Origin of the sequence: Sphingosinicella sp. (genome assembly GCF_052387495.1) — a bacterium.
Lineage (GTDB): Bacteria > Pseudomonadota > Alphaproteobacteria > Sphingomonadales > Sphingomonadaceae > Allosphingosinicella.
This window is the reverse complement of sequence record NZ_JBQTJC010000141.1, coordinates 1-24,514: the sequence shown is the minus strand read 5'-3', so window position 1 is coordinate 24,514 and position 24,514 is coordinate 1. Positions and strand designations below refer to the sequence as shown.

Annotated in this window: 23 protein-coding genes, 1 tRNA gene and 1 pseudogene; 11 read left to right on the top strand and 14 right to left on the bottom strand. The window is 67.9% G+C overall.

The features are described from left to right. Positions 1 to 830: lipoyl synthase (gene lipA, locus ACT4N8_RS08185; protein ID WP_444857641.1), on the top strand; the 830-nt coding region annotated here is incomplete at its 5' end. A gap of 7 nt (positions 831 to 837) precedes the next feature. Then, entirely contained in the window at positions 838 to 1,308 is a 471-nt protein-coding gene (locus ACT4N8_RS08180; protein ID WP_444857640.1) for a type II toxin-antitoxin system RatA family toxin, read from the top strand. On the opposite strand, the gene ACT4N8_RS08175 is transcribed toward ACT4N8_RS08180, so the two are convergent. Together ACT4N8_RS08175 and ACT4N8_RS08170 are read right to left on the bottom strand one after the other, a co-directional pair. Further along, positions 1,260 to 1,781 (bottom strand): CinA family protein, encoded by a 522-nt coding sequence (locus tag ACT4N8_RS08175; RefSeq protein WP_444857639.1) that lies wholly within the window; start codon positions 1,779 to 1,781, stop codon positions 1,260 to 1,262. The genes ACT4N8_RS08180 and ACT4N8_RS08175 overlap by 49 nt on opposite strands. Beyond that, the gene (locus ACT4N8_RS08170) at positions 1,778 to 2,929 is read right to left on the bottom strand and encodes a bifunctional 2-C-methyl-D-erythritol 4-phosphate cytidylyltransferase/2-C-methyl-D-erythritol 2,4-cyclodiphosphate synthase (RefSeq protein ID WP_444857638.1); all 1,152 of its coding nucleotides are present in this window, start codon (positions 2,927 to 2,929) and stop codon (positions 1,778 to 1,780) included. The genes ACT4N8_RS08175 and ACT4N8_RS08170 overlap by 4 nt, the downstream gene beginning before the upstream one ends. 54 nt (positions 2,930 to 2,983) lie before the next feature. Between ACT4N8_RS08170 and dusB the strand changes: the two genes are divergently transcribed. From dusB to hflX, 5 genes and pseudogenes are all read left to right on the top strand, one after another. Further along, entirely contained in the window at positions 2,984 to 3,982 is a 999-nt protein-coding gene (dusB, locus tag ACT4N8_RS08165) for a tRNA dihydrouridine synthase DusB (RefSeq protein WP_444857637.1), read from the top strand. A gap of 80 nt (positions 3,983 to 4,062) precedes the next feature. Then, entirely contained in the window at positions 4,063 to 6,300 is a 2,238-nt protein-coding gene (locus ACT4N8_RS08160) for a sensor histidine kinase (RefSeq protein ID WP_444857636.1), read from the top strand. 6 nt (positions 6,301 to 6,306) lie between these two features. Continuing rightward, positions 6,307 to 7,701 carry a nitrogen assimilation response regulator NtrX gene (ntrX, locus tag ACT4N8_RS08155; RefSeq protein ID WP_444857635.1) on the top strand — a complete coding sequence of 465 codons (1,395 nt, stop codon included), beginning with the start codon at positions 6,307 to 6,309 and terminating at the stop codon, positions 7,699 to 7,701. Between the two features lie 78 nt (positions 7,702 to 7,779). Beyond that, positions 7,780 to 8,280: pseudogene (gene hfq / locus ACT4N8_RS08150) on the top strand (RNA chaperone Hfq); the annotation flags it as partial. Beyond that, positions 8,277 to 9,578: a GTPase HflX gene (hflX, locus tag ACT4N8_RS08145; protein WP_444857643.1), complete on the top strand. Its 1,302-nt coding sequence runs from the start codon at positions 8,277 to 8,279 to the stop codon at positions 9,576 to 9,578. The pseudogene hfq and the gene hflX, both read left to right, overlap by 4 nt. On the opposite strand, the gene mazG is transcribed toward hflX, so the two are convergent. The 10 genes from mazG to ACT4N8_RS08095 all read right to left on the bottom strand — a co-directional run bounded on the left by mazG (position 9,575) and on the right by ACT4N8_RS08095 (position 18,459). Continuing rightward, positions 9,575 to 10,336, bottom strand: coding sequence for a nucleoside triphosphate pyrophosphohydrolase (mazG, locus tag ACT4N8_RS08140; protein WP_444857634.1), 762 nt, complete (start codon positions 10,334 to 10,336; stop codon positions 9,575 to 9,577). The genes hflX and mazG overlap by 4 nt on opposite strands. Positions 10,337 to 10,408: 72 nt before the next feature. Next, positions 10,409 to 11,086 carry a retropepsin-like aspartic protease family protein gene (locus ACT4N8_RS08135; RefSeq protein WP_444857633.1) on the bottom strand — a complete coding sequence of 226 codons (678 nt, stop codon included), beginning with the start codon at positions 11,084 to 11,086 and terminating at the stop codon, positions 10,409 to 10,411. Continuing rightward, entirely contained in the window at positions 11,083 to 11,847 is a 765-nt protein-coding gene (locus tag ACT4N8_RS08130) for an MBL fold metallo-hydrolase (protein WP_444857632.1), read from the bottom strand. Before ACT4N8_RS08130 ends, ACT4N8_RS08135 begins: the two co-directional genes overlap by 4 nt. Beyond that, positions 11,844 to 12,620 (bottom strand): TatD family hydrolase, encoded by a 777-nt coding sequence (locus ACT4N8_RS08125; protein ID WP_444857631.1) that lies wholly within the window; start codon positions 12,618 to 12,620, stop codon positions 11,844 to 11,846. Before ACT4N8_RS08125 ends, ACT4N8_RS08130 begins: the two co-directional genes overlap by 4 nt. A gap of 42 nt (positions 12,621 to 12,662) precedes the next feature. Continuing rightward, positions 12,663 to 12,995, bottom strand: coding sequence for a hypothetical protein (locus ACT4N8_RS08120; RefSeq protein ID WP_444857630.1), 333 nt, complete (start codon positions 12,993 to 12,995; stop codon positions 12,663 to 12,665). After that, complete coding sequence (gene metG / locus ACT4N8_RS08115; RefSeq protein ID WP_444857629.1) at positions 12,995 to 14,554, bottom strand: methionine--tRNA ligase; 1,560 nt, start codon at positions 14,552 to 14,554, stop codon at positions 12,995 to 12,997. The genes ACT4N8_RS08120 and metG overlap by 1 nt, the downstream gene beginning before the upstream one ends. Positions 14,555 to 14,600: 46 nt before the next feature. After that, positions 14,601 to 15,590 carry a DNA polymerase III subunit delta' gene (locus ACT4N8_RS08110; RefSeq protein ID WP_444857628.1) on the bottom strand — a complete coding sequence of 330 codons (990 nt, stop codon included), beginning with the start codon at positions 15,588 to 15,590 and terminating at the stop codon, positions 14,601 to 14,603. Next, positions 15,587 to 16,213 (bottom strand): dTMP kinase, encoded by a 627-nt coding sequence (gene tmk / locus ACT4N8_RS08105; protein WP_444857627.1) that lies wholly within the window; start codon positions 16,211 to 16,213, stop codon positions 15,587 to 15,589. The genes ACT4N8_RS08110 and tmk overlap by 4 nt, the downstream gene beginning before the upstream one ends. Further along, positions 16,210 to 17,385 carry a D-alanyl-D-alanine carboxypeptidase family protein gene (locus ACT4N8_RS08100; RefSeq protein WP_444857626.1) on the bottom strand — a complete coding sequence of 392 codons (1,176 nt, stop codon included), beginning with the start codon at positions 17,383 to 17,385 and terminating at the stop codon, positions 16,210 to 16,212. Before ACT4N8_RS08100 ends, tmk begins: the two co-directional genes overlap by 4 nt. A gap of 24 nt (positions 17,386 to 17,409) precedes the next feature. Continuing rightward, on the bottom strand, positions 17,410 to 18,459 hold the full coding sequence (locus ACT4N8_RS08095; RefSeq protein ID WP_444857642.1) for a lytic murein transglycosylase: 1,050 nt from the start codon (positions 18,457 to 18,459) through the stop codon (positions 17,410 to 17,412). A 146-nt stretch (positions 18,460 to 18,605) separates the two neighbouring features. Here ACT4N8_RS08095 and ACT4N8_RS08090 point away from each other — a divergent pair. Beyond that, positions 18,606 to 18,695: transfer RNA gene (locus ACT4N8_RS08090), tRNA-Ser, on the top strand. A 360-nt stretch (positions 18,696 to 19,055) separates the two neighbouring features. On the opposite strand, the gene ACT4N8_RS08085 is transcribed toward ACT4N8_RS08090, so the two are convergent. After that, entirely contained in the window at positions 19,056 to 20,561 is a 1,506-nt protein-coding gene (locus tag ACT4N8_RS08085; RefSeq protein WP_444857625.1) for an oligosaccharide flippase family protein, read from the bottom strand. A 179-nt stretch (positions 20,562 to 20,740) separates the two neighbouring features. Here ACT4N8_RS08085 and ACT4N8_RS08080 point away from each other — a divergent pair, with 179 nt between their 5' ends. Genes ACT4N8_RS08080 through ACT4N8_RS08070 form a run of 3 tightly spaced genes read left to right on the top strand, consistent with a single transcriptional unit; the run spans position 20,741 to position 23,660 of the window. Next, the gene (locus tag ACT4N8_RS08080; RefSeq protein ID WP_444857624.1) at positions 20,741 to 21,445 is read left to right on the top strand and encodes a hypothetical protein; all 705 of its coding nucleotides are present in this window, start codon (positions 20,741 to 20,743) and stop codon (positions 21,443 to 21,445) included. Continuing rightward, the gene (locus ACT4N8_RS08075; RefSeq protein WP_444857623.1) at positions 21,442 to 22,452 is read left to right on the top strand and encodes a GNAT family N-acetyltransferase; all 1,011 of its coding nucleotides are present in this window, start codon (positions 21,442 to 21,444) and stop codon (positions 22,450 to 22,452) included. Before ACT4N8_RS08080 ends, ACT4N8_RS08075 begins: the two co-directional genes overlap by 4 nt. A gap of 8 nt (positions 22,453 to 22,460) precedes the next feature. Beyond that, complete coding sequence (locus ACT4N8_RS08070) at positions 22,461 to 23,660, top strand: carboxylate--amine ligase (protein ID WP_444857622.1); 1,200 nt, start codon at positions 22,461 to 22,463, stop codon at positions 23,658 to 23,660. Between the two features lie 309 nt (positions 23,661 to 23,969). On the opposite strand, the gene ACT4N8_RS08065 is transcribed toward ACT4N8_RS08070, so the two are convergent. Continuing rightward, the coding region (locus ACT4N8_RS08065) for a DUF1501 domain-containing protein (protein WP_444857621.1) at positions 23,970 to 24,514 on the bottom strand (545 nt) is incomplete at its 5' end.

Genomic DNA, 24,514 nt, shown 5'->3' with positions numbered 1-24,514 from the left:
AAACGAAGAAGCTGATGCGATCGCTCAACCTCGCCACGGTGTGCGAGGAGGCGGCCTGCCCCAATATCGGCGAGTGCTGGACCAAGAAGCACGCCACGGTGATGATCCTGGGCGACACCTGCACCCGCGCCTGCGCCTTCTGCAACGTCAAGACCGGCATGCCGCGCGCGGTCGATCCGCTCGAGCCCGAGCATGTCGCCACCGCCGCGGCGGAGCTCGGCCTCACCCATATCGTCGTCACCTCGGTCGACCGCGACGATTTGCCGGACGGCGGGGCGATGCAGTTCGTCAGGGTGATCGAGGCGCTGCGGCGCAACACGCCGGCGACGACGATCGAGATCCTTACCCCCGATTTCCGCAACAAGTCCGAGGCTGCGGTCGAGAAGATCATCGAGGCGCGCCCGGACGTCTACAACCACAATCTCGAGACGGTGCCGCGGCTCTATCCGACGATCCGGCCCGGCGCGCGCTACTATGCCTCGCTCCGCCTGCTGGAAAGCGTCAAGCGGCACGATCCGTCGATCTTCACCAAGTCCGGCATCATGGTCGGGCTCGGCGAGGAGCGGCTGGAGGTCCATCAGGTGATGGACGATATGCGCTCGGCCGACGTCGATTTCCTGACCATGGGCCAATATCTCCAGCCGACCCAGCGCCACGCGAAGGTGGAGGAATTCGTGAAGCCCCAGGCGTTCAACGCTTATGCCGCGATCGCCCGCGCTAAAGGCTTCCTCCTCGTCGCCGCCTCGCCGCTGACCCGCTCCAGCTATCATGCCGGCGACGATTTCGCGAAAATGAAGGCCGCGCGCGAGGCGAAGCTGGCGGCGCGCTGAGCCGGCCATGCCCCGCCACAGCGAGACCCGGAATCTGCCCTACAGCCCGGAGCAGCTCTTCGATCACGTCGCCGATGTCGGGCGCTATCAGGAATTCCTGCCCTGGGTCGCGGCGACCCGGGTGCGCGCGAACAGCGAGACCGAGATGCTCGCCGACCTCGTCGTCGGCTTCAAGGCGCTGAAGGAGACCTTCACGTCCAAGGTGCGCAAGGCCCGGCCGCGCGAGATCGAGATCGACTATGTCGAGGGCCCGCTCAAATATCTCCACAACAGCTGGAAATTCCACCCCGACGGACGAGGTGGGACCGATGTCGAATTCTGCGTCGATTTCGCGTTCCGGAGTCGGATCTTCGAGGCGCTCGCCGGGCAGATGTTCGATCGGGCGCTGCGGCGGATGATCGGCGCCTTCGAGGAACGAGCGCAAGCGCTCTACGGCAATTTGGGAAGCAGCAGCTCGAGCGCGCAAAGCGCCGCCTGAAGGCGGACGCCGCCGCGGCCGAGATCGCCGAAATCCTTGCGGTCCGCCGTCATCTCGCCGCTCGTGTCCTCGCGCTCGGCGCGCGAGAACACGACTGTCCCGACCGGCTTCTTCTCTGAGCCGCCGCCGGGGCCGGCAATGCCCGTGATCGCCACCGCCACGTCGGCGCGGGTACGCTGCAGCGTGCCTTGCGCCATCGCCCAGGCGCAGGCGATCGAGACGCTGCCGAAGGTCTCAATGACGTCGGAGCTGACTCCGAGTAGCTCCATCTTGGCCTCGTTCGAATAGGTCACGAAGCCGCTTTCGAACACGTCGGAGCTGCCCGCTATCTCGGTCAACGCCGCCGCGACTAGGCCGCCGGTGCAGCTCTCCGCCACCGCGATCCGCCGGCCCGCTGCGCGGTTCGCCTCGATCACGCGCCGGGCGAGGTCGACCAGCTCATCGGGCAGGATGGTGTCGAGGTTCTCGCTCATGCGCTTTCCGGCAACAGGACGGTAGCGATCGCCTGAGCGGCGATGCCTTCGCCGCGGCCGGTGAAGCCCAGCCGCTCCGTGGTCGTCGCCTTCACGCTAACCCTCGACACCGTCAGCCGCAACAGAGCGGCGATGCGGGCGCGCATGGCGTCCCGATGCGGGCCGATTCGGGGCATCTCGCAGATGATCGTGACGTCGCAATGCGCGATCCGGCCGCCGGCACGCGCGACAAGGTCGCGGGCATGTTCGAGGAACAGCGCGGAGGGCGCGCCGCGCCACTTCGGGTCGCTCGGCGGGAAATGGTCGCCGATATCACCCGCCCCGAGCGCGCCGAGCAGGGCGTCGGTAAGGGCGTGGAGAACCACGTCGGCGTCGCTGTGGCCGATCAGAGCGCGGTCGTGCGCGATCTCGACGCCGCCAAGCCAGACGGATTCGCCCGGGCCGAAAGCGTGGACGTCGAAGCCGAGGCCGGTGCGCGGCGCGAGGCGCTCCGTCAGCATCGCCTCGGCGCGCGCGAAATCCTCGTCATAGGTCAACTTCTCGAGCGCCGGGTCGCCCGTCACCATGGCCACGTTCAGCCCCGCCGCCCGCGCGACCTGGGCGTCGTCGGTCGCGTCGCCGCCGTTCCAGCCCCGGTGCGCGGCGAGGATGGCGTCGAAGCGGAAGGCCTGCGGCGTCTGGACGCGGATGAGGTCGGCGCGCGGCACGGCCTCACCGAGGGCGCCGTTCCGGCGCGCGAGCGTGTCCACGACCGGAAGCACTGGTACCGCGCCGGGGGCATCGTCGAGCGCGTCGAGCAGTCGGTCGATCACCCCAGCGGGCAGGAAAGGGCGGGCGGCATCGTGAATGAGGATACGCTCAGGTGCCGACCCCGCCAGCGCTTCCAGCCCGTTGCGCACCGAATCCTGCCGCGTCACGCCGCCGATGATTGGCGAGGGGAGGGTGCGGCCCTCCTCTATGGTGGCAAAGGCCTCTTCCTGACCCGCGCCGATCACGACCCGGACCTCGTCGATCCGCGGATGATCGAGCCGGTCGAGCGCATGCGCCAGGAGTGGACGGCCGGCGAGCTTGCGATACTGCTTGGGCGTCTCGCCCCCGGTGCGGCTGCCGCTGCCCGCGGCGACCACCAATGCCACTGTCCTTGCCATCGCCCGGGTGCCTAAACTTGCCGGGCGGCGCGTTCCACCCTATTTCGCCCGGCCATGTCGCGCCTGAAGCCCATCCAGATCGGTCCCGTCAGGATCGAGACGCCGGTGATCCTGGCGCCGATGACGGGCGTCACCGACATGCCGTTCCGGCGGATCGTCAAGAGCTACGGGGCCGGGCTCACCGTGACCGAGATGATCGCCAGTCAGGCGGCGATCCGCGAGACCCGCCAGTCGCTGCAGAAGATGGTCTGGGACCCGAGCGAGGAGCCGGTCTCGATGCAGCTCGCCGGCTGCTCGCCCGATGAGATGGCAGAGGCGGCGAAGCTCAACCAGGACCGGGGCGCGGCGATCATCGACATCAACATGGGCTGCCCGGTGAAGAAGGTGGTCAACGGGGAGGCGGGCTCGGCGCTGATGCGCGATTTGAAGCTCGCCGCCGCGATTGTCGCGGCGACGGTGAAGGCGGTCGAGGTGCCGGTCACGCTGAAGATGCGGATGGGCTGGGATCATGCCAGCCTCAACGCGCCCGAATTGGCCCGGATCGCCGAGGATCTCGGGGTCAGGATGATCACCGTCCACGGCCGGACCCGCTGCCAGATGTACAAGGGCGAGGCCGACTGGGCCTTCATCCGCCGGGTAAAGGACGCGGTCTCCGTGCCCGTGATCGCCAATGGCGACATCAATTCGATCGAGGATGCCGATATGGCGCTCGCGCAATCGGGCGCGGGCGGCGTGATGGGCGGCCGCGGCGCCTATGGGCGGCCGTGGCTCCTGCGGCAGATCATGCACTGGCTGGCGACCGGGGTGCGGCTGCCCGATCCGAGCCTTGACGAGCAATATGCGGTCATCGTCGAGCAGTATCGCGCGATGCTCGACCTTTATGGGCTCCAGATCGGGGTCAATTGCGCGCGCAAGCATATCGGCTGGTACACGAAGGGGTTGCACGGCTCGGCCGAGTTCCGCAACGCCTTCAACCAGGAGCCGGACGCGGAGCGCGCGCTGGCGATGCTGCACGATTTCTATGCGCCCTGGCTGAGCCGCGCCGCGGCCTGAGCGACCGTCCGCGCCGTTGGTGCGGTACATGGGTCAATCACTGTGTTCTTTGAGCCACATTGTTGTGCTAGAGCCGCAATGTGAACGCCGAAGTCGCGATCCCTGTCGAGTCCCGGCCGCGCTGGCGCCGCCGCCTCTCCATCCTGCTCCGCCGCAGCAGCTTCGTGCCGCTGCTCGAGGCGCTGACCGTGATCGCGCTCGTTGCAACCGTGGTGATCAGCTATTTCGTGCTGACCGGCGGGGCGCTGCTCACCCCGGCGAGCGCCGCGATGCTGCTCGTCGCAAATCTGGTGCCGGCGATGGCGCTGATGGTGCTGCTCGCGCGGCGGCTGGCGCGGCGGCGCGCGGCGCGAACCTCGCTCGGGCTCAAGAGTCGGCTTCCCGTCCGGCTGGTGGCGATCTTCTCGGCGATCGCGGCCGTGCCGACCCTGCTCGTCGTGATCTTCGCCTCTTTGCTGTTCCAATATGGCGTCGAATTCTGGTTCTCGGACCGCGCCCGCGGCATGCTCGAAAATGCCGCCACGCTCGCCCAGGAGAATTACGACCGCGAGGTCGAGCGGGTGAATCTGGAAACGGTCACGATGGGCGGCGACCTCGCCGCCTATCTGCAGCAGGGACCGATCGACAGCCCCGAATTTGTCGAGGGATTCGCCCGCCAGGTCTTCCTGCGCAACCTGTCCGAAGCGGTGATCCTCACCGTCGGCCGGGACGGCGAAATCCGCTCCCAGGCGCTGGTCAATCCCTATGATCGCGACCTGGAGCGCGTGGTCACGCCGCAAATGATCGCGGCCGTGCGCGACCGGCGGTCCAGCCTTGCGGTGCCGAGCAACGACCGGATCGGCGCGCTCACCGCCTTGCCGTTCGGACAGGAAACCTATCTCTACGCCGCCCGCGTGTTCGAGCCGGAGCTGGCCGCCCAGTTGCGGCGCGGCGCGGCGGTGCTCGACGATTATCGTACGTTGGTGAATCGGTCGCGCGACCTGCAATTGCGCTTCAACGCCGCCTTGCTCGGCCTGTCGCTGCTGATTGTCGCGCTCGCGATCTGGATCGCGCTCCAGCTCGCCGACCGCCTCGTCCAGCCTGTGGGGCGGCTGGTCGACGCCGCGCGCCGGGTGACCGCCGGCGACCTATCCGCGCGGGTGCCGGTGTCGCAGGAGCGCGACGAGGTTGGCACGCTCGGCAATGCCTTCAACCGCATGACCGAGCAGATCGAGGAGCAGACGCGCGAGCTGGTCGCCGCCAACACCCAGCTCGACAGCCGCCGGGCGTTCACTGAGGCGGTTCTCGCCGGGGTCACTGCTGGCGTCATCTCGGTCGACGACGACCATGTCGTGCGGCTGATCAACAGCTCGGCCGAGGCTTTGCTCAAAACCGGCGGCAAGAGCCCGGTCGGCCAGAAGCTCGCGGATCTCGCGCCCGAGCTGGATCGCCAGCTCGCTGCCGAGGAGCGCGAGGACGTTATCCAGCTCGCCTCCTCGGGCGAGCCGCGCACGCTCGCGCTCAAGACGGTGAAGGTGAAGGGCGGCCATGTTCTCACCTTCGACGACATCACCGAGCAATTGCTCGACCAGCGCCGCGCCGCCTGGTCCGATGTCGCCCGCCGCATCGCGCACGAGATCAAGAACCCGCTGACCCCGATCCAGCTCGCCGCCGAGCGGCTGCAGCGCCGCTACGCCGGCGAGGTGACGTCCGACCCGGCGACCTTCGAACGGCTGACCGGGACGATCGTCCGCCAGGTCGGCGACTTGCGCCGCATGGTTGACGAATTCTCCTCCTTCGCGCGCATGCCCAAGCCCAGCTTCCGCGAGGAGCCGGTGGTCGAGATCGTCCGCCAGGCGGTGTTCCTCCATGAGGTCGCCCATCCCGAGATCGAGTTCGTCGTCGAGGTGCCCGATCCTTCCCCATTGCTGGTCTGCGACCGGCGGCTGCTCGGCCAGGCGCTGACCAACGTCGTCAAGAACGGAGTCGAGGCGATCCAGCAGAAGCAGGAGGAGGGGTGGGCCACCGGCAAGGAGCGCGTCACGGTCAATGTGCGCGAGGAAGACGGCAAGGTCCGGATTGAGATCGCCGACAGCGGCGTCGGCCTTCCCGCCGACCGCGGCCGGTTGACCGAGCCCTATATGACGACGCGGACCAAGGGCACCGGCCTCGGCCTCGCCATCGTCAAGAAGATCGTCGAGGAGCATTTCGGTCAGATCGAGTTCGACGATCTGCCCGGCGGGGGCTCGTTGGTCCGCTTCGTCTTCGATGCAGAGGTGCTGCGGCGACTCCGCGCCGACGCCGTGAAATATTCCGAAGATACTCATGTGAGTGGTTGATATATAATGGCTTTAGATATCCTAATTGTCGACGACGAGCAGGACATTCGCGATCTCGTCTCGGGCGTGCTCGAAGACGAGGGCTTCTCCACCCGCACCGCCGCGAACAGCAGCGAGGCGCTGCAGGCACTCGCCGACCGGCGGCCGTCGCTGGCTTTGCTCGACGTCTGGCTGCAGGGCTCGAAGCTGGACGGGCTGCAATTGCTCGAGGAGATCAAGCGGCTCGATCCCACGCTGCCGGTGTTGATGATTTCCGGCCACGGCAATCTCGACACGGCGGTGATGGCGATCCGGCAGGGCGCGGTCGACTTCATCGAGAAGCCGTTCGAGGCCAGCCACCTCGTTCACTTGGTCGGGCGCGCCACCGAGACCGAGCGGCTGAAGCGCGAGAACGAGGCGCTCAAGCAGCAAGTCGGCAACGAGATGGAGCTGACCGGCTCCAGCGCCGCGATCAACAATGTCCGCGCCACGCTGAAGCGGGTCGCCGCGACTGGGAGCCGCGTGCTGATCTCGGGCCCGGCCGGGGTGGGGAAGGAGGTGGCCGCGCGCCTCCTCCACAATTGGAGCCCGCGCGCCAATGGCCCGTTCATTGTCGTCACCGCGGCGCGGATGACGCCCGAGCGGGTCGAGGAGGAATTGTTCGGAGTGGAGGAGGGCGCCGATCTCGCTCGCCCAGGCCTGCTCGAACAGGCGCATGGGGGCACCCTGTTCCTCGACGAAATCGCCGACATGCCGCTCTCGACCCAGGGCAAGATCCTGCGCGTTCTCACCGACCAGAGCTTCACCCGGGTCGGCGGCCAGCGCACGGTCAAGGTTGACATGCGCGTCGTTTCCTCCACCTCAAGGACCCTGCCCGAGGAGATCGCCGCCGCCCGCTTTCGCGAGGATCTCTATTACCGGTTGAACGTCGTCCCGGTGCATCTGCCGGCGCTGGCGGAGCGGCGCGAGGACATTCCCGAGCTGGTCCGCCACTTCGCCGCGCGCTACGCCGCCGACCAGAGGGTGCCGACGCCGGACGTGTCGGATGACGCCATGGCGGCGCTCCAGGCCTATGACTGGCCCGGCAACGTCCGCCAGCTGCGGAACGTGATCGAGCGCACGGTCATCCTCGCCCCGGGCGAGCGGATCGGCAGCATCGACATCGACATGCTGCCGCCCGAAATCCTGAACGAGCAGACGCAGCTCAACCCGGGCGAGGCGGTGAAGGCGATCATGGGCACGCCCTTGCGGGAAGCGCGCGAGACGTTCGAGCGGGAATATCTCAAGGTCCAGATCCGCCGGTTCTCGGGCAACATCTCGCGCACCGCCAATTTCATCGGCATGGAGCGATCGGCGCTCCACCGAAAACTGAAAGCGCTCGGGCTTGGCGACACGCGCGGCGGCGGCGACGGAACCGAATAGCGCGGATTGGCGCGGTCTCGCGCCGCGTGATATGAGCGCGCGTTACGGCACGCCGCAGGGCGATGCCGAGGAGACCAGAATATGGCCGACAAGGTCAACAACCTCCAGGACATGTTCCTGAACAGCCTCAGGCGCAGCAAGACCCCGGTGACCATGTTCCTGGTCAAGGGCGTCAAGCTGCAGGGCATCATCACCTGGTTCGACAATTTCTCGGTGCTGCTCCGCCGCGATGGGCAGGCGCAGCTCGTCTACAAGCACGCCATCTCGACGATCATGCCGTCGCAGCCGCTCGATCTCGCCGAGCTGCAGGCGGCCTTCGCCGAGCAGGCCGAAAAGAAGAAGCCGACCCTGCTCCAGGAAGTGTTCCTGACCGCGGTCCTCAAGTCCGGCGAGCCGGTGACGATGTTCCTCGTGAACGGCGTCATGCTGCAAGGGGAGATCGCCGCCTTCGACCTGTTCTGCATGCTGCTCGAGCGCGACCGGCTCTGCCAGCTCGTCTACAAGCACGCCATCTCGACCGTGCAGCCGGAAAATCCGGTCAGCCTCAACGAGGCGCAAGGCGAGGAGCCGGCCGCCTGAGCGTCTTCAACCGCGACGACAATGCGGACTTCGCGCGCGGCGCCAGAGCGGTGCTCGCGGTTCCGGACCTCGGCCGCGAGAGCCGGCGGGGCGCGGAGGCGCGGTTGGAGGAAGCGGCGGGCCTCGCCGAAGCGATCGGCATCAGGGTGGAGGAGGGGCTCCACTTCCGCATTCGCCAGGCCAAGCCGGCCACCCTGTTCGGCCAGGGCCAAGTCGAGCAGATCGCCGATGCGGTGCGCCAGGCGGAGGCCGAGCTGGTCATCATCGACAGCGCGATCACCCCGGTCCAGCAGAAGAATTTGGAGGAGAGGACCAAGGCCAAGGTGATCGACCGCACCGGGCTGATCCTCGAAATCTTCGGCGAGCGCGCGGCGACAGCGGAGGGGCGGCTTCAGGTCGAGCTCGCCCATCTCGATTATCAGGCGGGGCGGCTGGTCCGCTCCTGGACACACCTCGAGCGGCAGCGCGGCGGCTTCGGCTTCCTGGGCGGTCCGGGCGAGACCCAGATCGAGGCCGACCGCCGGCTGATCCGCGACCGGATGGCGAAATTGCGCCGCGAGCTCGACCAGGTGGCGCGCACCCGCGGCCTCCATCGCGCCCGCCGCCGGCGCGCGCCCTGGCCGGTGATCGCCCTGGTCGGCTACACCAATGCCGGCAAATCGACCCTGTTCAATCGGCTGACCCGCGCGGAAGTACTCGCCGAGGACCTGCTGTTCGCGACGCTCGACCCGACGATGCGCGAGATCCAGCTGCCCGGGCTCGACAAGGCGATCCTCTCCGACACAGTCGGCTTCATCTCGGATCTTCCCACCCAGCTCGTCGCCGCCTTCCGCGCGACCTTGGAGGAAGTGGTCTCGGCCGACCTCGTCATCCATGTCCGCGACATCTCGCATCCCGACAGCGCCGCGCAGGCCGAGGATGTCGAGCAGGTGCTGAAGGAGATCGGCGCGGAGGAAACGCCGCGTTTCGAGGCCTGGAACAAGATCGACACGCTCGATGGAGACGCGGCGGCGCGGGTCCAGGCGGAGGCGGCGCGGCGCGAGGACGTGGTGCCGATTTCGGCGCTCGGCGGGGATGGGGTGGACGAGTTGCGCGCCGCCCTCTCCGCGCGCCTGCGCAAGGAGGCGAAGGAGCGAACGGTGACGCTGCCCGCGTCGGACGGCGAGCTGATTGCCTGGCTACACGCCAATGGCGAGGTGCTGAGCCACGACCATGAGGGGCTCGATACCCGCTTCGTCGTGCGGCTGTCGGACAAGGATTGGGCGCGTTTCGAGGCCTGGCGGCGCCAGCGGGCCTAGACCATCTGCTTGACCCGCTGCCAAAGCGCTTCCAGCTCGTCGATATTCATTTCATTCAACGGCTTGTCGGCGATTTCTTCCACCTTGCGGAAACGCGATTCAAAGCGCGCGGTGGCCTCACGCAACGCCGTTTCCGGGTTCACCTCAAGGTGCCGGGCATAATTGACGACGGCGAAGAGCAGGTCGCCGACCTCGGCGGCGCGCTCGGTCTTGGTCTCCGCGCCGGCGATCTCCTCCAGCTCTTCGTCGATTTTGCCGCGCGGGCCGTCCGCGTCGGGCCAGTCGAAGCCGACGCGGGCCGCGCGGCGCTGGATTTTCTCGGCGCGCTTGAGAGCGGGGAGGGCGAGGGCGACCCCCTCCAGCGCGCTCTCATGCCCTTTCGCGCCCCGCTCCTCGGCCTTGATTTGTTCCCAGAGACGGTGGCCGCCCTGATCGGCCATGCCGAAGAGATGCGGATGACGGCGCTCCATCTTGTCCGCGATCGTGGTCGCGACCGCGTCGAAATCGAAGATGCCGGCTTCCTCGGCGATGCGCGCGTGAAAGACCACCTGGAGCAGCAGATCGCCGAGCTCGTCCTTGAGCTCGCCCAAGTCGCCGCGGCGGATCGCGTCGGCGACCTCATAGGCTTCCTCGATCGTGTAGGGCGCAATCGTCTCGAAGGTCTGGACGCTGTCCCATTCGCAACCGGTCTTCGGATCGCGCAGCCGCGCCATGATCGTGAGCAGCCGATCGACGGGGGAGCCCTTTTCCTCGCTCATTCTAAAGTCCGATAATATACATTATGTAAAATATAGGCCGATTCCCCAGAGAGAGGGGGCCTTCCATCCCCGTTAAAAGTTCACGCGGCCGCCCGCGGAATCGAGCGGCGGCGCGCTTTCGTCAACTGGGGTCGCGGCGCCCGGGGGTCCGGAACGCAGCACGAGCGTGCGTCCCTCAACGCCCCAGCCGGACAGGCTCGACAGATAGTTCATCCCGATCACGTTGAGATTGCCGAACGCGTCGGAGATGTGGACCGCGACGTCGCGGCGCTCGATCGGACCGACGCTGAGCCGCTCGGCGCGGCCGCGCTCGACGCGGACCATCCCGTTGGCGGTCTGCACGATCGCGCCCGGCCCGCGCGCCGATTCGATGCCGGCGCGCCGCGCGGTCTCGCGCGAGAGGCTGGTCGTGGTCGCGCCGCTGTCGACCAGGAAGCGCGCCGTCTCGCCGTTGATCTCGGCATCGACCCAGAAATGACCGTCCGACGCCTGCCGGACGCGGACCTCGCCGGGCCGGCTCTCGACCGTGTCGACGCCACCGCGCGCGGCGAGCAGCACCCGGTCGCCGAGCGCGAGGAACTCGTCCTTCATCGCGAAGATGACGAAGGCGGCGCCGAAGATCAGCACCCAGCCGACGAACATCTTGAGCCCCGATGCGAGCGGGATCCGGCGCACGGCAAGCGCGCTGCCGACCAGCACGAGCACGCCGAAGAGATAAAGCATATGAATGGCTTGATCGCCGTCGTTCATAGCAAAACCTCCATCCCGTCATAACCGGGCTCGACGCCCTCGGGCAACTCGGCGGCGAGCGTGGCATAATCCATCGTATTGTCCATATGGGTCAGGATAGCGCGGCCAGGCGCCAATTCACGAATCCATTTCAGCGTGTCGGCGAGATGCGAGTGGGTCGGATGCGGCCGATGCCTCAGCGCGTCGACCACCCACAGGTCCAGACCCGTGAACAGCAACGCCATTTCATCGGTGAGCTCATTGAAATCGGTGGAATAACCGATCGCCCGTCCGCCCGCGTCGAAGCGAAGTCCCGCGCTGGTGATGTCGCCATGCGGCTGATCCACCGCCCGCATCGAGATGCCGGCCAGATTGACATGATCCGGCAGCAGCTTGCCGGTGACGACGGCCGGATAGCCTCCCTTCCCCTCGAACGCATAGGCGAACCGGCGCTTGAGCGATTCCAGCGCTTCCCACCGCGCATAGCCGGTCACCGGGCGCCCCCGCGCATGATAGAGCTGCCGCAGATCGTCGATGCCGTGGCAGTGATCGGCATGATCGTGGGTCCAGACCACCGCTTCGATGTCCCTGATCCCGGCGTCGAGCAATTGCTCGCGCAGGTCCGGACTGGTGTCGACGAGGATGCGCGCGTCGTCATAAGCGACGAGAATCGAGACGCGCCGCCGCCGATTCTTGGGTTCGTTGCGGTCGCATTGCCCCCAATCGTCTCCCACTCGCGGGACGCCGGAGGAGGTGCCGCAGCCGAGGATGCGGAGCTTCATGCGGTCGCTTTGGCGAACAAGGCGCAGAAATTGGCGGTGGTAGCCTCGGCGAGCGTCTCGAGTGCTTCGCCGCGCAATTCAGCGAGGAAGCGCGCGGTATCGGCGACGAAAGCCGGCTCGCACGGGCGACCGCGGTGCGGGACAGGGGCGAGGAAGGGGGAATCGGTCTCGATCAGGAGGCGGTCGAGCGGCACCGTCCGCGTCACCTCCTGCAGCGCCTTCGCATTCTTGAAGGTCACGATGCCCGAAATCGAGATGTAAAGGCCGAGCGCGAGCACCTTGTCGGCGAAATCCTGGCTGGCGGTGAAGCAGTGGATCAGCGCCGGATAGCGGCCCTTCCCCATCTCCCCGGCGAGGATCTCGTACGTATCCTCTTCCGCGTCCCGGGTGTGGACGATCAGCGGCAGCTGGGTCTCGCGCGCGGCGGCGACGTGGGCGCGAAAGCTCTGCCGCTGCCGCGCCCGGTCGGAGCGGTCGTAATAATAATCGAGCCCGCTCTCGCCGATCCCGACCACTCTGGGATGCGCCGCACGCGCGACCAGGGTTTCGGTCTCGACGTCGGCATGCACGTCGGCCTCGTGCGGGTGGATGCCGACCGACGCCATGACGTCATCCTCGCGCTCGGCGAGCCCGATCACCTCGTCCCATTCGGAAGCGCGGGTCGAGATGTTGAGCATTTTCGACACGCCCGCCGCCCGGGCACGGCCAAGCACCGCCTGCTGGTCTTCGACCAGGCCCTTATAATTGAGGTGGCAATGGCTGTCGACGAACATGATGGGCCATGTAGTGGCTCCACGCCGGGCCGTCACCCTCGGCTAGCGTCCGCCGGCTTCCTTCGCTTCCTCGGCCGCCATGCAGCCGATCCGGTAGGATTCGCCCTGCCGCTCGCGATCGTAATTGCCGGTCATGCAGTCGCGCCAGCCGCGCTGATATTCGCGCCGGCGATAGGGGCTCATCGCCGCGAGACCGGGATCGTCCGGCGGCTCGAGGTTGGGCTCGACGTGATTGAGGCCATTTTTTGGTGCCGGCACAGCCTCAGCCACATTCGCCGGCACCGCCTGATCGACAGGCTCGGCGAGGTTATTTGCCTCCCCTCCTCCACCCGCGCAGGCCGCCAGCATGAGACAAAACGCCGCGGATCCGCGCATCAGGCCTCCGCAGGCGCCTCGAGGCGCGGGAAGATCGGCGTGGGCAAAGCGAGGCGGAAGCCCGAAGCGGCGAGCGCCGCGTGACGCCCTCCCCGCTCCAGGGCCGCAAAATCCCGCTCGTTGGCTGGAATTCCCATAGCGTCGAGCAGCTTGGCGGCCAAAGCCGGGATGATGGGCTGGATCGCGATGGCGAGATCGCGGATCGCCTCGTAAAGCGTGGCGAGGACAGCGGTCATGCGCGCGGGGTCGGTCTTCCGCAGCGCCCAGGGAGCCTGGGTGTCGATATACTGGTTGCAGGCGAAGACGGCGCGCAGCCAAGCCTCGATGCCGTGGCTGAGCGCAAGCGCCTCGAAATGGCCCGGCATCTCCTCGCGGACCGCCTTGCCGACCAGATCCAGCAAGGCGGCATCGGCGGGATCGCTCTTACCGCCGACCGGTAGAATACCGTCGCAATTCCTTGCGATAAAAGACAAAGTACGCTGGGCGAGATTGCCGAAGCTATTCGCGAGATCGGCGTTGACCTTGGTCACGATCGCCTCGCTCGAATAGGAGCCGTCCTGGCCGAAGGTGACCTCGCGGAGCAGGAAATAGCGGAGCTGGTCGACGCCGAAGGCCCGGGCGAGATCGCCCGGATCGACGACGTTGCCGACCGACTTGGACATCTTCTCGCCGCGCGAGAGCAGCCAGCCGTGGCCGAAAACCTGCTTCGGGAGCGGTAGGCCAGCTGACATCAGGAAAGCGGGCCAGTAGACCGCGTGGAAGCGGACGACGTCCTTGCCGATGACGTGGAGGTCCGCGGGCCAATATTTGTCCCACGCCGCGCCGCCGTCCGGATAGCCGACGCCGGTGATGTAGTTGGTCAGCGCGTCGAGCCAGACATACATGACGTGATCGTCGCTGTCCGGCACCTTGACGCCCCAGTCGAAGCTGGTGCGCGAGATGGAGAGGCCGGCGAGGCCGCCTTCGACGAAGCGCAGCACCTCGTTGCGGCGGGAGTCGGGGCGGATGAAGTCGGGGTGCGCCGCGTAATGCGCGAGCAGCCGCTCCTGATAGGCGGAGAGGCGGAAGAACCAACTCTCCTCGACCGTCCATTCGACCTCGGTGCCCTGCGGCGAGAGCTTCTCGCCGCTGTCGGCGACGACCAGCTCCTCCTCGCCATAATAGGCCTCATCGCGGACCGAGTACCAGCCTTCGTAGCGGCCGAGATAGATGTCGCCCTTCGCCGCCATCGCCCGCCAGATCGCCTGGCTGGCGCGGTGATGCTCCGGCTCGGTGGTGCGGATGAAGCGATCGAACGAGATGTTCAACAGCTCGTCCATCTCGCGGAAATAGCCCGACATTTCCTCGGCGAACTCGGCGGGCGGCACGCCCCGCTCGCGCGCCGCCTGGGCCATTTTCAGGCCATGCTCGTCGGTCCCGGTCAGGAAGAACACGTCGCGGCCGCGCAGGCGCTGAAAGCGCGCGATCGCGTCGGTCGCGACCGCCTCATAGGCATGGCCGATATGCGGCCGGCCATTGGGGTAGCTGATCGCGGTGGTGATGTAGAAAGGCTCGGACATTGCCCACGCGCCTAGCGGGCTTGGCGGCGGCGATAAAGCCCCCGCCTCAGGCGGCGCGCCGCCCCCTCGCGGGCGCGAGCGCGGCGAGCAGGCCGGCGAGCTCGAAGACCGTGCTCGCAGGATCGAGCGAAAGGCGGCGCGCGGTGCCGGCGAGGGCGGCGGCGCGCTCCCACAGCCCCAGTGCCTCGGCGAGCGCCAGGCCGCTGCGATTCCGCGCTTCGGCCGCGATCCGCGCCGGGACGCGGGCGAGGAAGGCTTCGTAGCGCGGCTGGGCGGCCTTGAGCGCGAGGCTCTGCGCCAGCGCCACACGGCGGGCGTTGAACGGGTCGCCCTCGCGGACCAAGGCGTCCAGCTCCCGGTCGAGCGCGTCGATATCGAGCCCGCGCCAGGCGATCGCACGGCCCGGGGCCCCTTGCCCGGCCGCGACCAGTCGGGCGATCTCGCCCTCCTCCGCGTCGGGAAGCGCCTCGCGCAATGCCGACGCCATGGCGTCACTTTTCAAGGGTGCGAAGCGCAGCAGCCGGCAGCGCGAGCGCACCGTCGGCATCAGCCGCTCGGGCATATGGCTGACCAGCAGAAAGGCCGTGTCGGCCGGCGGCTCCTCCAGCAATTTGAGCAGGGCATTTCCCGCGCCGGGCCGCTCGAGATCGTCGGCGGCGTCGATCACGACCACCCGCCAGCTCGAGAGCGACGGCTTGGTGTCGAACAGCCGATGCAGACCCCGCACCTGGTCGACCTTGATGCTGCGCGCGAGGTCCGTGCCGCTCTCATTGGTCAGCCGCTCCAGCCGCACGAAATCGGGATGGCTCCCCGCGTTCATGAGACTTGTCACGAAGTGATCGTCCGGGACGTCGAGGCCCGGCGCACTCAACGGCCCAGTCGCCTGAGCCAGTACCCGCAGCGCTGCCTTGGCGGCAAAGGTAGCCTTGCCGACCCCCTGCGGCCCGGCGAGCAGCCAGGCGTGGTGGAGGCGGCCGCCGTCGAGCGCGGCGCGGAAGGCGGCGACCGCTTCTTCATGGCCGTAGAGCGGAGTCACGGCAGGAGGTCCTCAAGCGCAGTGACAAGGAGGTCGGTCACCTCGACCGGCGCACCGGAGGCATCGACGGTGCGGTAGCGATCTGGCTCCTCGGCGGCGAGGCGATCGAAGGCCGCGACGACGGCGGCGTGATAGTCCGTGCCGCGCCCGCCGATCAGATCCTTGCCGGCGGTGTCGCGATCGTCGGCGCGGCGCGCGGCTTCGGACTCGGGCAGCTTGAGCAGCAGCGTGCGGTCGGGCTTCAAGCCGTGGCTTCCCGCCTCGTGCAGCCGCCAGATCGTCTCGAAGCCGAGGCCGCCCGCGCCGCCCTGATAGGCGACCGAGCTGTCGACGAAGCGGTCGCAGACGACCCATTTACCCGCCTCCAGCGCCGGGCGGATGGTCCGCGCGACATGATCGGCGCGGGCGGCGGCGAAGAGCAGGGCCTCGGCCTCTGGGGTCCAGTCCAGATCGTGGAGCAGCAGCCTGCGAATCGCCTCGGCCCCGGGACTGCCGCCGGGCTCTCGGGTCTCGACAACATCCAGCCCGCGCGCGCGGAGCGCCGCGGCCAGCGCCTTCAGCTGGGTGGATTTGCCGACCCCTTCCCCGCCTTCCAGCGTGACGAAGCGGCCGGGGGCGCTCACGCCAGGCCGAGCAGGCTCTTGAGACCGGCCCAGATGCGGCCGAAGAATCCCGCCTCGCCGACCGCCTCCTCGGCGACCAAAGGCGTCACCTGCGGCGGCATGTCGCCGACCTGGACGACGAGATCGGCGATGTGCTGGCCCTGCGCGATCGGCGCGCGGACCGGGCCCTGATAGACGATGCGGGCGGTGATATTCTGCCCCAGCCCGCGCGGATAGGTGACCGCGAGCGGGCGCGGCGCGACCAAGCCGACCGTGCCGTCGCTGCCGAGCTGCACCTGGGCCTCGCCGACCCGCTCGCCCTGGGTCAGCAAGGGCCGAGATTGCCAGGCGTTGAAGCCCCATTCCATGAAGCGCACCGATTGCTCGACCCGCTGGTTGAAACCCGACAGCCCCGCGACGACCATGACGAGCCGCCGGCCGCCCTGCTCTGCCGAGCCGGTGAAGCCGTAGCCCGCCTCCGCGGTGTGGCCGGTCTTCAGCCCGTCGGCGCCGGCGACGCGGCCGAGCAGCGGATTGCGGTTGCCCTGCGTGATCGGCTGGTTGCCGCCCATCGTGCGGCCCCAGGTGAACTCGCGCTGCCCGTAATATTCGCGGTAGAGCTGGGGGAAATGGTTGAGCGTCGCCGCCGCCAGCGTCCCGAGATCGCGCGCGGTCGTATAGGTAACGCCATTGTCCGGCCAGCCGACCGGATTGCCCCAGTGGGAATTCCGCAGCCCCAGCGCCTGCGACTGGCGGTTCATCAAGGCAACGACGGCGGCCTCGGTGCCCGAGATGCACTCGGCGAGAACGACGGTGGCGTCGTTCCCCGAGAGCGTGACGATGCCGTGGAGGAGGTTGCGGACGCTGACCTGCTCGCCTGCGGAGAGGAACATCGTCGAGCCCGCCTCGGGCCCGTGCCAGCGCTGCCAGGTCTCGGGCCGCACCGTGCAGATCCGGTCGGGATCGAGCTCGCCGCGCCGGATCAGATCGAAGGCGACGTGAGTGGCCATCATCTTCGCCATCGAGGCGGGCGGGATGCGGCGGTTCTCGTCTTTCGCGTAGAGCACCGCGCCCGAGGAGAGATCGATCATGTAGGCGATCGGCGCCTCGGTCTCGAAGGGCGGCGCCTGGGCCGCGGCGGGATCGTTGAGCGACGCGATGAGGGCTATCGAAATCAGTGCCTTGCGGATCATCTGTTCAAACTTGTCCTGAGGGGTTCAGCGCGCGACCGAATCGGCGAGCAGGCCGACGGTCATCGCGTAATAGTTCGAGCAATTATAGTCGAGGATCGCGCGGTAGGTGGTGGTGAGCAGGTAAGCGGTGGCGCCCGGCCCGTCCGGCTCGAACAGGGAGACCATCGCATTGTCGGGGATGCCGCCCAGCGGGACGATTCCGAGGCGGCGCCATTCGGCGACGGTCAGCCAGCGGCTGTGGCGCTCGAACACGGCCGGGCAGCGCGGCGCGCGCATCCGATTGACCACGGCGGCGCGATTGAAGCCCGAAGGTACGCGCGCGGCGACGCCCCAGGGCTGGCCCGGCCGCCAGCCGGCATTGCGCAGGTAATTGGCGATCGAGGCGAGCGCGTCGGCCTCGCTCCGCCAGATGTCGGCTCGGCCATCGCCGTCGCCGTCGACCGCGAGCCGGATATAGACCGAGGGCAGGAATTGCGACTGGCCGGTCGCCCCCGCCCAGCTCCCGGTCAGGCGGCTGCGCGGAAAGCCGCGCTCGAGCATCTGCAGGGTGGCGACGAACTCGCCGGTGAAGAGCGCGCGGCGGCGGCCTTCATAAGCGAGGCTGGCGAGGCTGTTGAGCAAATCGAAATCGCCCATGATCGCGCCGTAGCTCGTCTCCTTGCCCCAGATTGCGACGAGGACGCCGCCCGGCACGCCGTAGCGGCGGCTGATCTCGCCGAGCCGACCGCGGTTGGCGGCGTAGCGGTTACGGCCGCGGTCGATCAGCGCCTGAGTGAGGTGGCGGGCGCGATAGGACGCCAGGGGCGGCGGCGGTCCCGAGCTGCGCCCCGGCGTGCCGCCGCCGGGCTGATTGCGGTCGAGCTCGATCGTGCGCGGGGAGAAGACGAGCTCGGGGAAGACCCGCTCGATCGTCGCGCGGCTGACCCCGGCGCGCAGCGCCTCTGCGCGCAATTGCGGCAGGAACGCCTCGAAGCCCGCCTGGCTGAGCCCGGACTGGGCGATCGCGGGGGCCTGGCCCGCCGGCTGCGCGGCGGAGAGCACCGCAATCCCCAGAGCCACCACCGCCAAACGCATACGCCGCATCACTGAATCCCTCTCCGCACCCTTTCCATATGACACGAGCGCGCGGCGCGGCGAAAGGGCGAAGCCGGGAAAACTTGCACGCCCCGCCGCGCCCGCTATGCGCCGTGTCGCATAGGATTAGGATAGAGCCCGCATGCGGAGAGGTGGCCGAGTGGTTTAAGGCAGCGGTCTTGAAAACCGCCGTGGGTTCACGCCCACCGTGGGTTCGAATCCCACCCTCTCCGCCATTTTCGATGATTTTCATTTTGAAAATCAATAGCTTCAACATAAACTTGAAATATCAGCCAACATTTCAGCCCACAAATTATGCTGAACTTGCATGTCCGGCAACTCGTATGGGGGCCACCACTCGGTTCGCAGGTCGCCCGCAATGCAGTAGGCGAAGGGAGCCGCCAACCTCAAATGGCAATCCGGACTGCGACATGCCTCGTTCCCGATGCACTCCCAAATTCGGCACAACGCCCTTAGACGACCGCTACGCGCCCATCCCAGTCGCTTAGCGATTAACTGAAACGGCCCGAAAGCGGACGCCCGGTCACATACAAGGTCTGCGTCCGCAGTCGAAGCGATCCCACTAAAGCCGCCTCCTAGGTCACCTGACGAAGCTGAGCACCGAGACGGTCGCGCAGAAGCGCGAGCGCTGTACTTTCAGCCCCCTCGGGGCGACCGCTGGCGACCCAAATCGAAAGAAGCGCAGCCGCATAGGCGGCGGCACCCAGCGAGATCGACAAACCGAGATCGGCCAGCGCATATCCCGTCTCCACCGCCGCCAGCTTAACGAGCAGGAACATTGCGGCAGCAGCGGCGAACGGACGGCCTACTGTAGCGGCGAGCCGCATGGTCGACACGCGCGAGACGCGGGCGAAGACCAGCATGCCGGCGAGCAGGGTGATGGCATTGAGCACGAGCGCGGCGGCGGCGATGCCGAGCACGCCCCCTCCGGCCGCGGCGACCGCGAAGACGCTCGTGGCGGTCGCGGCGGCGCCCGCGCAGGACATGATCGCCGCCGTGCGGGCGCGGCCCGAGGCCTGGAGCGAGGAGACGATCAGCTTGTAGACGGCGTAGAGCGCCAAAGCGGGGGCGATCAGCTGGAGGAGCGGCGCGGCGGCCAGCCACTGCGCGCCGAACAGGACGGCGACGGTGTCCTCTGCCACGGCGGCGATGCCGATGCCGGCCGGCGCGGCGATCATCGCATAGGAGCCGAGCATGGCGACCGCGCGGCCGGCATCGCGGTGCAGCGGCGCGCCGGTGCGGGCGGTGGTCACGAAGGTGACGCGGTTCAGCGCCGTCGCGATCTCCATGGTGAAGATCGAGGCGAGGTCCTTGCCGATCGAATAGAAGCCGACGACATGCGTCGCCGCGATCTTGCCGACGGCCAGCCGCTCCGCCTGATGATGGACGACCTGCGCCGCGTAAGCGAGGAACATCCACAGCGAGACGTTGAGCAGCTCGGCCCGCTTGGCGAGCGAGAAGCGCGGCCGGTACGGGTGGAAGAGGTAGGACGCGCCGAGATGGAGCGCCGACTGCAGGACGAGGCCGATCGCCAGCGCCCAGTAGGAGCGCAGCAGCACCGCCGCGATGACCGTCCCGACGAGCGCCGCCAGCCTGACGCTCACGCGCATCCGCAAATCCTTGCCCAGCTGCAAGGTGCGATCGAACTCGACGATGCCGATATTCGCCAGTCCCTGGAGCACGAATCGAAGCGAGAGCACCGCCGTCACCGGAGCCAGCGCCGGTTCGTCGAAAAAGGCGGCCACGGCAGGCGCGGTCGCCGCCAGCACCGCCGCCAGCACGACGAGCAGGATCAGCTGGATGGTCCAGGCGGTGTCGAGATGAGCGCGCTCGGGCTCCGGGATCCGCAACAGAGCCTGGCGGATCCCCAGAGCGGAGAAGATGTCGACCAGCGCCATCGCCGCCGCCGCCAGGGCCATGATGCCGAAATCGCGCGGCGAGAGCAGGCGAGCGAGTAGAAACACGGCGCAGAAGCCGATGAGGCGCAGCACCCAGGTGAGGGCGACGGCGGTCGCGGCGCTGCGGTAGACGCCACCCGAGCCTGTGCGCTCATGTTCGACCTTTGAAATCCCCGACGCCAATGTCGCTCCTCGCCTTCATCGACAGGCCTTATGGCACCGGGAGCTTGAAAAAAGGAAAACGTCGGACGCGCGGGCACGGCCCCTTCGCCGCTATCATCAACCTGCAATTAGCTTTTTTCCGCTAGTGCGGACGGATGCCCGATGCCCTTTCTCAATGATCGAAGCGGAGAGATGAGAACGTGACAGGGATCCGCGCCATCTGCTTCGCCATGCTCGCCGTCTATTCGATGTGGCTGATCGGGCTCGAAATGGGCGGCTCTCAGGCGCAGGTTCGCCCCTATTTTTCGGACATCGAGGGCGCGGTGACGCTGTTCGCGGTCAATACGACCTTGAGCGTCGCCCTGCTCGCCGGTACGGCGCTGTTGCTGATGTTCGCCGCGACGGCCGATGCGCCGAAGCGCCACGGAAGTCGCCGCTTCCTGGTCTCGCTGGCGGCGCTGTTCGCCCTCCTCGCGGCCGACGACCGCTTCCAGGTGCACGAGCGGCTGGGGTGGCGATTGGGCATCCCGGATCACTATGTCCTCGTCGCCTGGGGGCTCGCCGGACTGGCCTTGCTCGCGGCTTACTGCCGTCCGGTCCTCGTCTCGCCGCGCGCCGCCGTCCTGTTCGCCGCAGGCGCGGCTCTGTTCGGAGCGAGCTTCGCGATCGATGCGTTCGCGGCCTCGGACGCGTGGCTGCGGCTGTCGCTCGAGGATCTGGCGAAAAGCTGGGGCGCGGCGATGTTCTTCGCCTTCGGTTGGGAATCGGCACGCTTCCATCTCGCGCCCGAGCCTGCGTCGAAATCGCTCGAGACCGCAATCGCGGTTTGGCTGCCCGGGGCGAACGGGGCACGGGCCGCGTCGCCACCGAGCGCCGCCGACGATATTCCGGGGCATGTTCGGTGAGCGTCGACATCGCCTTGTTTCAGGATCTTGCCGACGTCGAGAGGGACGCCGGAACGGGGCTTGGCCGCGCCGCCCAGTCCAGATTGTGCGACCGCCTCGATTGGTATCGGCTGGTCGCCGACGATCTTCCGGACGTACGGCCGCTCGTCGTTCGGGCCCGCAACGGCGCGGGCCGCTGCTGGCTGTTCCTGGCTTCGCGCAAGGCCGGCACTGCCTCCTGCCTGAACAACGGCTACGGCCTGACCTATGGGTCGGTCAGCGAGGGCGCCCCGGTGCCGCTCGCGGGGCTTGTGCGAGGGATCAGGCGAGCCGGCATCAGCCACTTGTTTTTCGAGCGCGTAACAGAGGACGATCCGCTCCCCGCCTGTTTGAGACGCGGCGGCTGGGCGGTAGTCCGGACAAAGATGAATGTGTCCTGGCGGATTTGCACCGAAGGCATGAGCTTCGAGGATTATTGGGCGACCCGCCCTTCGCGTCTGCGCAACACCGCGGCGCGGCGCGCCCGCAAGGCCCAGCTCGAGGTGCGGATTTTCGACCGCTTCGACGAGCAGGCGATGCGGGACTATGAGGCCGTCTACGAGGCGAGCTGGAAGCCGAAGGAGAAGGCCGCGCTGCTGATGCGCCGGCTCGCCGAGCAGGAAGGCGATGCCGGGACTCTTCGGCTCGGCATTGCATATCACCACGGCCGCGCCGTCGCCGGACAATTGTGGCTGGTCGAGAGTGGGACCGCGACCATCCACAAGCTCGCCTATCGGGAGGATGCGCGCGAGCTGTCGGCGGGGACGGTCCTCAGCGTCGAGATGTTCAGGCGCGCGCTCGACGTGGACAAGGTCGCGATGATCGATTTCGGCGTCGGCGACGATCCCTACAAGGCCGAGTGGATGACCCACAGCGTGCCGCTTTATGCCGTCACCGCCTACGACCTGCTGAACCCGGCGGGCCTGGCGGGCATCGGACGCTCGCTCAGCACCAAGCTGCTCAAACGACTTCGCCGCCGAACGGACTGACTGAAGTGGTGGAGCGCGCGCTGGTCCTCGGCGACGACATGGGCGTGTTCCTTGCCGTCGCCCGCTCGCTGGGCCGAAGAGGCATCGAGGTTCATGTCGCGCCCGCCGATTCGGACGCGCCCGGGCTGGCCTCCCGCTACGTCTCCGCAGTTCATGTCCTGCCACCCTACCACGCGGACCCCCGCGCCTGGCTCGCATCGCTCCAGGCGCTCATTGCCGCGCACCGCTATCGCCTGATCCTGCCCTGCAACGACAGCCGCCTCCTGACCCTGCGCCACCACGCGGCCGAGCTCGGCCGCGAGATCCTCGCCATCCCGGACGAGGGGGTTCTCGCGACCTTTACCGACAAGGCCGCGACGCGGGCGCTGGCGACGCGGCTTGCCATCGCGACCCCCCGCGGGCGCCTGCTCGGCCCCGGCGAGCAAACTTCCAGGCTGATCGCGGAGCTCGGCGTGCCGCTCGTGCTCAAGCCGTGCCGGACCTATGAGATCGGGGACCGCCAGGAGAAGGTGATGGCGCGGATCTTGCGCACCCCGGCTGAGCTCGGCGACGCGCTCGAAACCGCGCGCGTCGGGCCATGGCTCGCCGAAGCGTTCGTACCCGGCGAAGGCGTCGGCGTGTCGGTGCTCGCACGAGAGGGCGAGGTGCTTCTCGCTTGGCAGCATCGCCGGCTCCGCGTCGCGGCCGAGACGGCGGGAAGCACCGCGCGGGTCGCCGAGCGGCCCGATCGGCGGCTGCTCGCCGCCGCGCGGGCGATGGCGCGCGCGAGCGACCTCACCGGAATCGCCATGTTCGAATTTCGGGTCGACCGTCGCGGCGGGCGCAGCGCCCTCCTGGAGGTCAATCCGCGATTCTGGGGCTCGTTGCCGCTCGCCGTCGCGGCCGGCGCCGATTTCCCGGCCTTGCTTTGGGATGTGCTGACCGGCACCGAGCCCCGCCTGGAGGCGCGGCAATCGCGCATCATCGCAAGGCGAAGCATGAGCGGGGAGTATGCCCGGCTCGGCGATGCGCTCGCGCAAGCGTCGGGCTCCGGCGCCCGCCTCCGTGCGGCCGTTGCACTGCTGGCCTTCCCGCCAACGCTCTTCCTGCGCCGCCGCTTCGACAGCTGGGCAGCCGACGATCCGGACCCTTATCGTCGCGAGCTTCGCCAGCTCTGCGGTCTGGCTCTGGGCCGTGTCGCCCGGCGGCTGCATTTAGCACGAACCTGATCGCACCGCCGGGCAATCCAGGTGAAGGTCGATCACGCTCGGCAGCCTGGCAGGCTGCGAGGCATCCCAATCGTCACGCGAAGGGATGGTGGGCGCGGCCGGGGTTTACCGCCGCCGCGCTCTGAGTCGGGAACGGGTCGATTCAGCCCACAAGCCGCCAGTCCGCAAACGGCCAGCTCCTGCCGGCCAGCTAAGCGCCCATGTCGACCGTCATTACCGAGTTCGCCGATTCCCGAAAGCTGACATTCCGTGTGACAATTGGCGGCGAGCAATGCACTATGGTCAAGCGCGGGCGAGCCAGGCTGGAGCTTAGACGAAGCCTAGGTTCCAGGTGCTCGGATTGTAGTTGTTTATGCTCGGCAGCACGGTCGAGAGCTGGCCGTTGGCAACCCCGAACCAACTTGCCAGCGTCGCGCCGTATTGGTCGACCGAGAGGGAGGGAAGCAGCCGGCCCTGTCCCACGTCGTCAGGCCCGTTGTTAGCGATCACCGGCGGCGTGCCGTAGATCGTGCGCCCGTTCACCGCCGCGCCCATCACGAAATGCATCGAGCCCCAACCATGATCCGAGCCGTTAGAGTTGGAGGTGAGCGTGCGGCCGAAATCGGATGCGGTGAAGCTCGTCACCTTGTCGGCCACGCCCAATTCCTGAGTCGCGTCGTGGAAGGCGCGCATCGCCGCGCCGAGCCGAGTGAGCAGGACGGGGTGGGTGGTAAGGATCGAGTCATGGTTGTCGAAGCCGCCGAGGCTGACGAAGAAAACCTGGCGCTTCGCCCCCAGCTCCTGCGACACTGAGATCAGCCGCGCGACGATGCGGAGCTGGTCAGCGAGACTATTGCCGCTCGGGAAGGGCGTTG

Excerpts from the sequence above, each read along its gene's own strand:
- ACT4N8_RS08180 (WP_444857640.1), top strand. The coding sequence starts at position 838 with ATGCCCCGCCACAGCGAGACCCGGAATCTGCCCTACAGCCCGGAGCAG.
- ACT4N8_RS08175 (WP_444857639.1), bottom strand. The coding sequence starts at position 1,781 with ATGAGCGAGAACCTCGACACCATCCTGCCCGATGAGCTGGTCGACCTC.
- ACT4N8_RS08170 (WP_444857638.1), bottom strand. The coding sequence starts at position 2,929 with ATGGCAAGGACAGTGGCATTGGTGGTCGCCGCGGGCAGCGGCAGCCGC.
- dusB (WP_444857637.1), top strand. The coding sequence starts at position 2,984 with ATGTCGCGCCTGAAGCCCATCCAGATCGGTCCCGTCAGGATCGAGACG.
- ntrX (WP_444857635.1), top strand. The coding sequence starts at position 6,307 with ATGGCTTTAGATATCCTAATTGTCGACGACGAGCAGGACATTCGCGAT.
- mazG (WP_444857634.1), bottom strand. The coding sequence starts at position 10,336 with ATGAGCGAGGAAAAGGGCTCCCCCGTCGATCGGCTGCTCACGATCATG.
- ACT4N8_RS08135 (WP_444857633.1), bottom strand. The coding sequence starts at position 11,086 with ATGAACGACGGCGATCAAGCCATTCATATGCTTTATCTCTTCGGCGTG.
- ACT4N8_RS08130 (WP_444857632.1), bottom strand. The coding sequence starts at position 11,847 with ATGAAGCTCCGCATCCTCGGCTGCGGCACCTCCTCCGGCGTCCCGCGA.
- ACT4N8_RS08125 (WP_444857631.1), bottom strand. The coding sequence starts at position 12,620 with ATGTTCGTCGACAGCCATTGCCACCTCAATTATAAGGGCCTGGTCGAA.
- ACT4N8_RS08120 (WP_444857630.1), bottom strand. The coding sequence starts at position 12,995 with ATGCGCGGATCCGCGGCGTTTTGTCTCATGCTGGCGGCCTGCGCGGGT.
- metG (WP_444857629.1), bottom strand. The coding sequence starts at position 14,554 with ATGTCCGAGCCTTTCTACATCACCACCGCGATCAGCTACCCCAATGGC.
- ACT4N8_RS08100 (WP_444857626.1), bottom strand. The coding sequence starts at position 17,385 with ATGATCCGCAAGGCACTGATTTCGATAGCCCTCATCGCGTCGCTCAAC.
- ACT4N8_RS08095 (WP_444857642.1), bottom strand. The coding sequence starts at position 18,459 with ATGCGTTTGGCGGTGGTGGCTCTGGGGATTGCGGTGCTCTCCGCCGCG.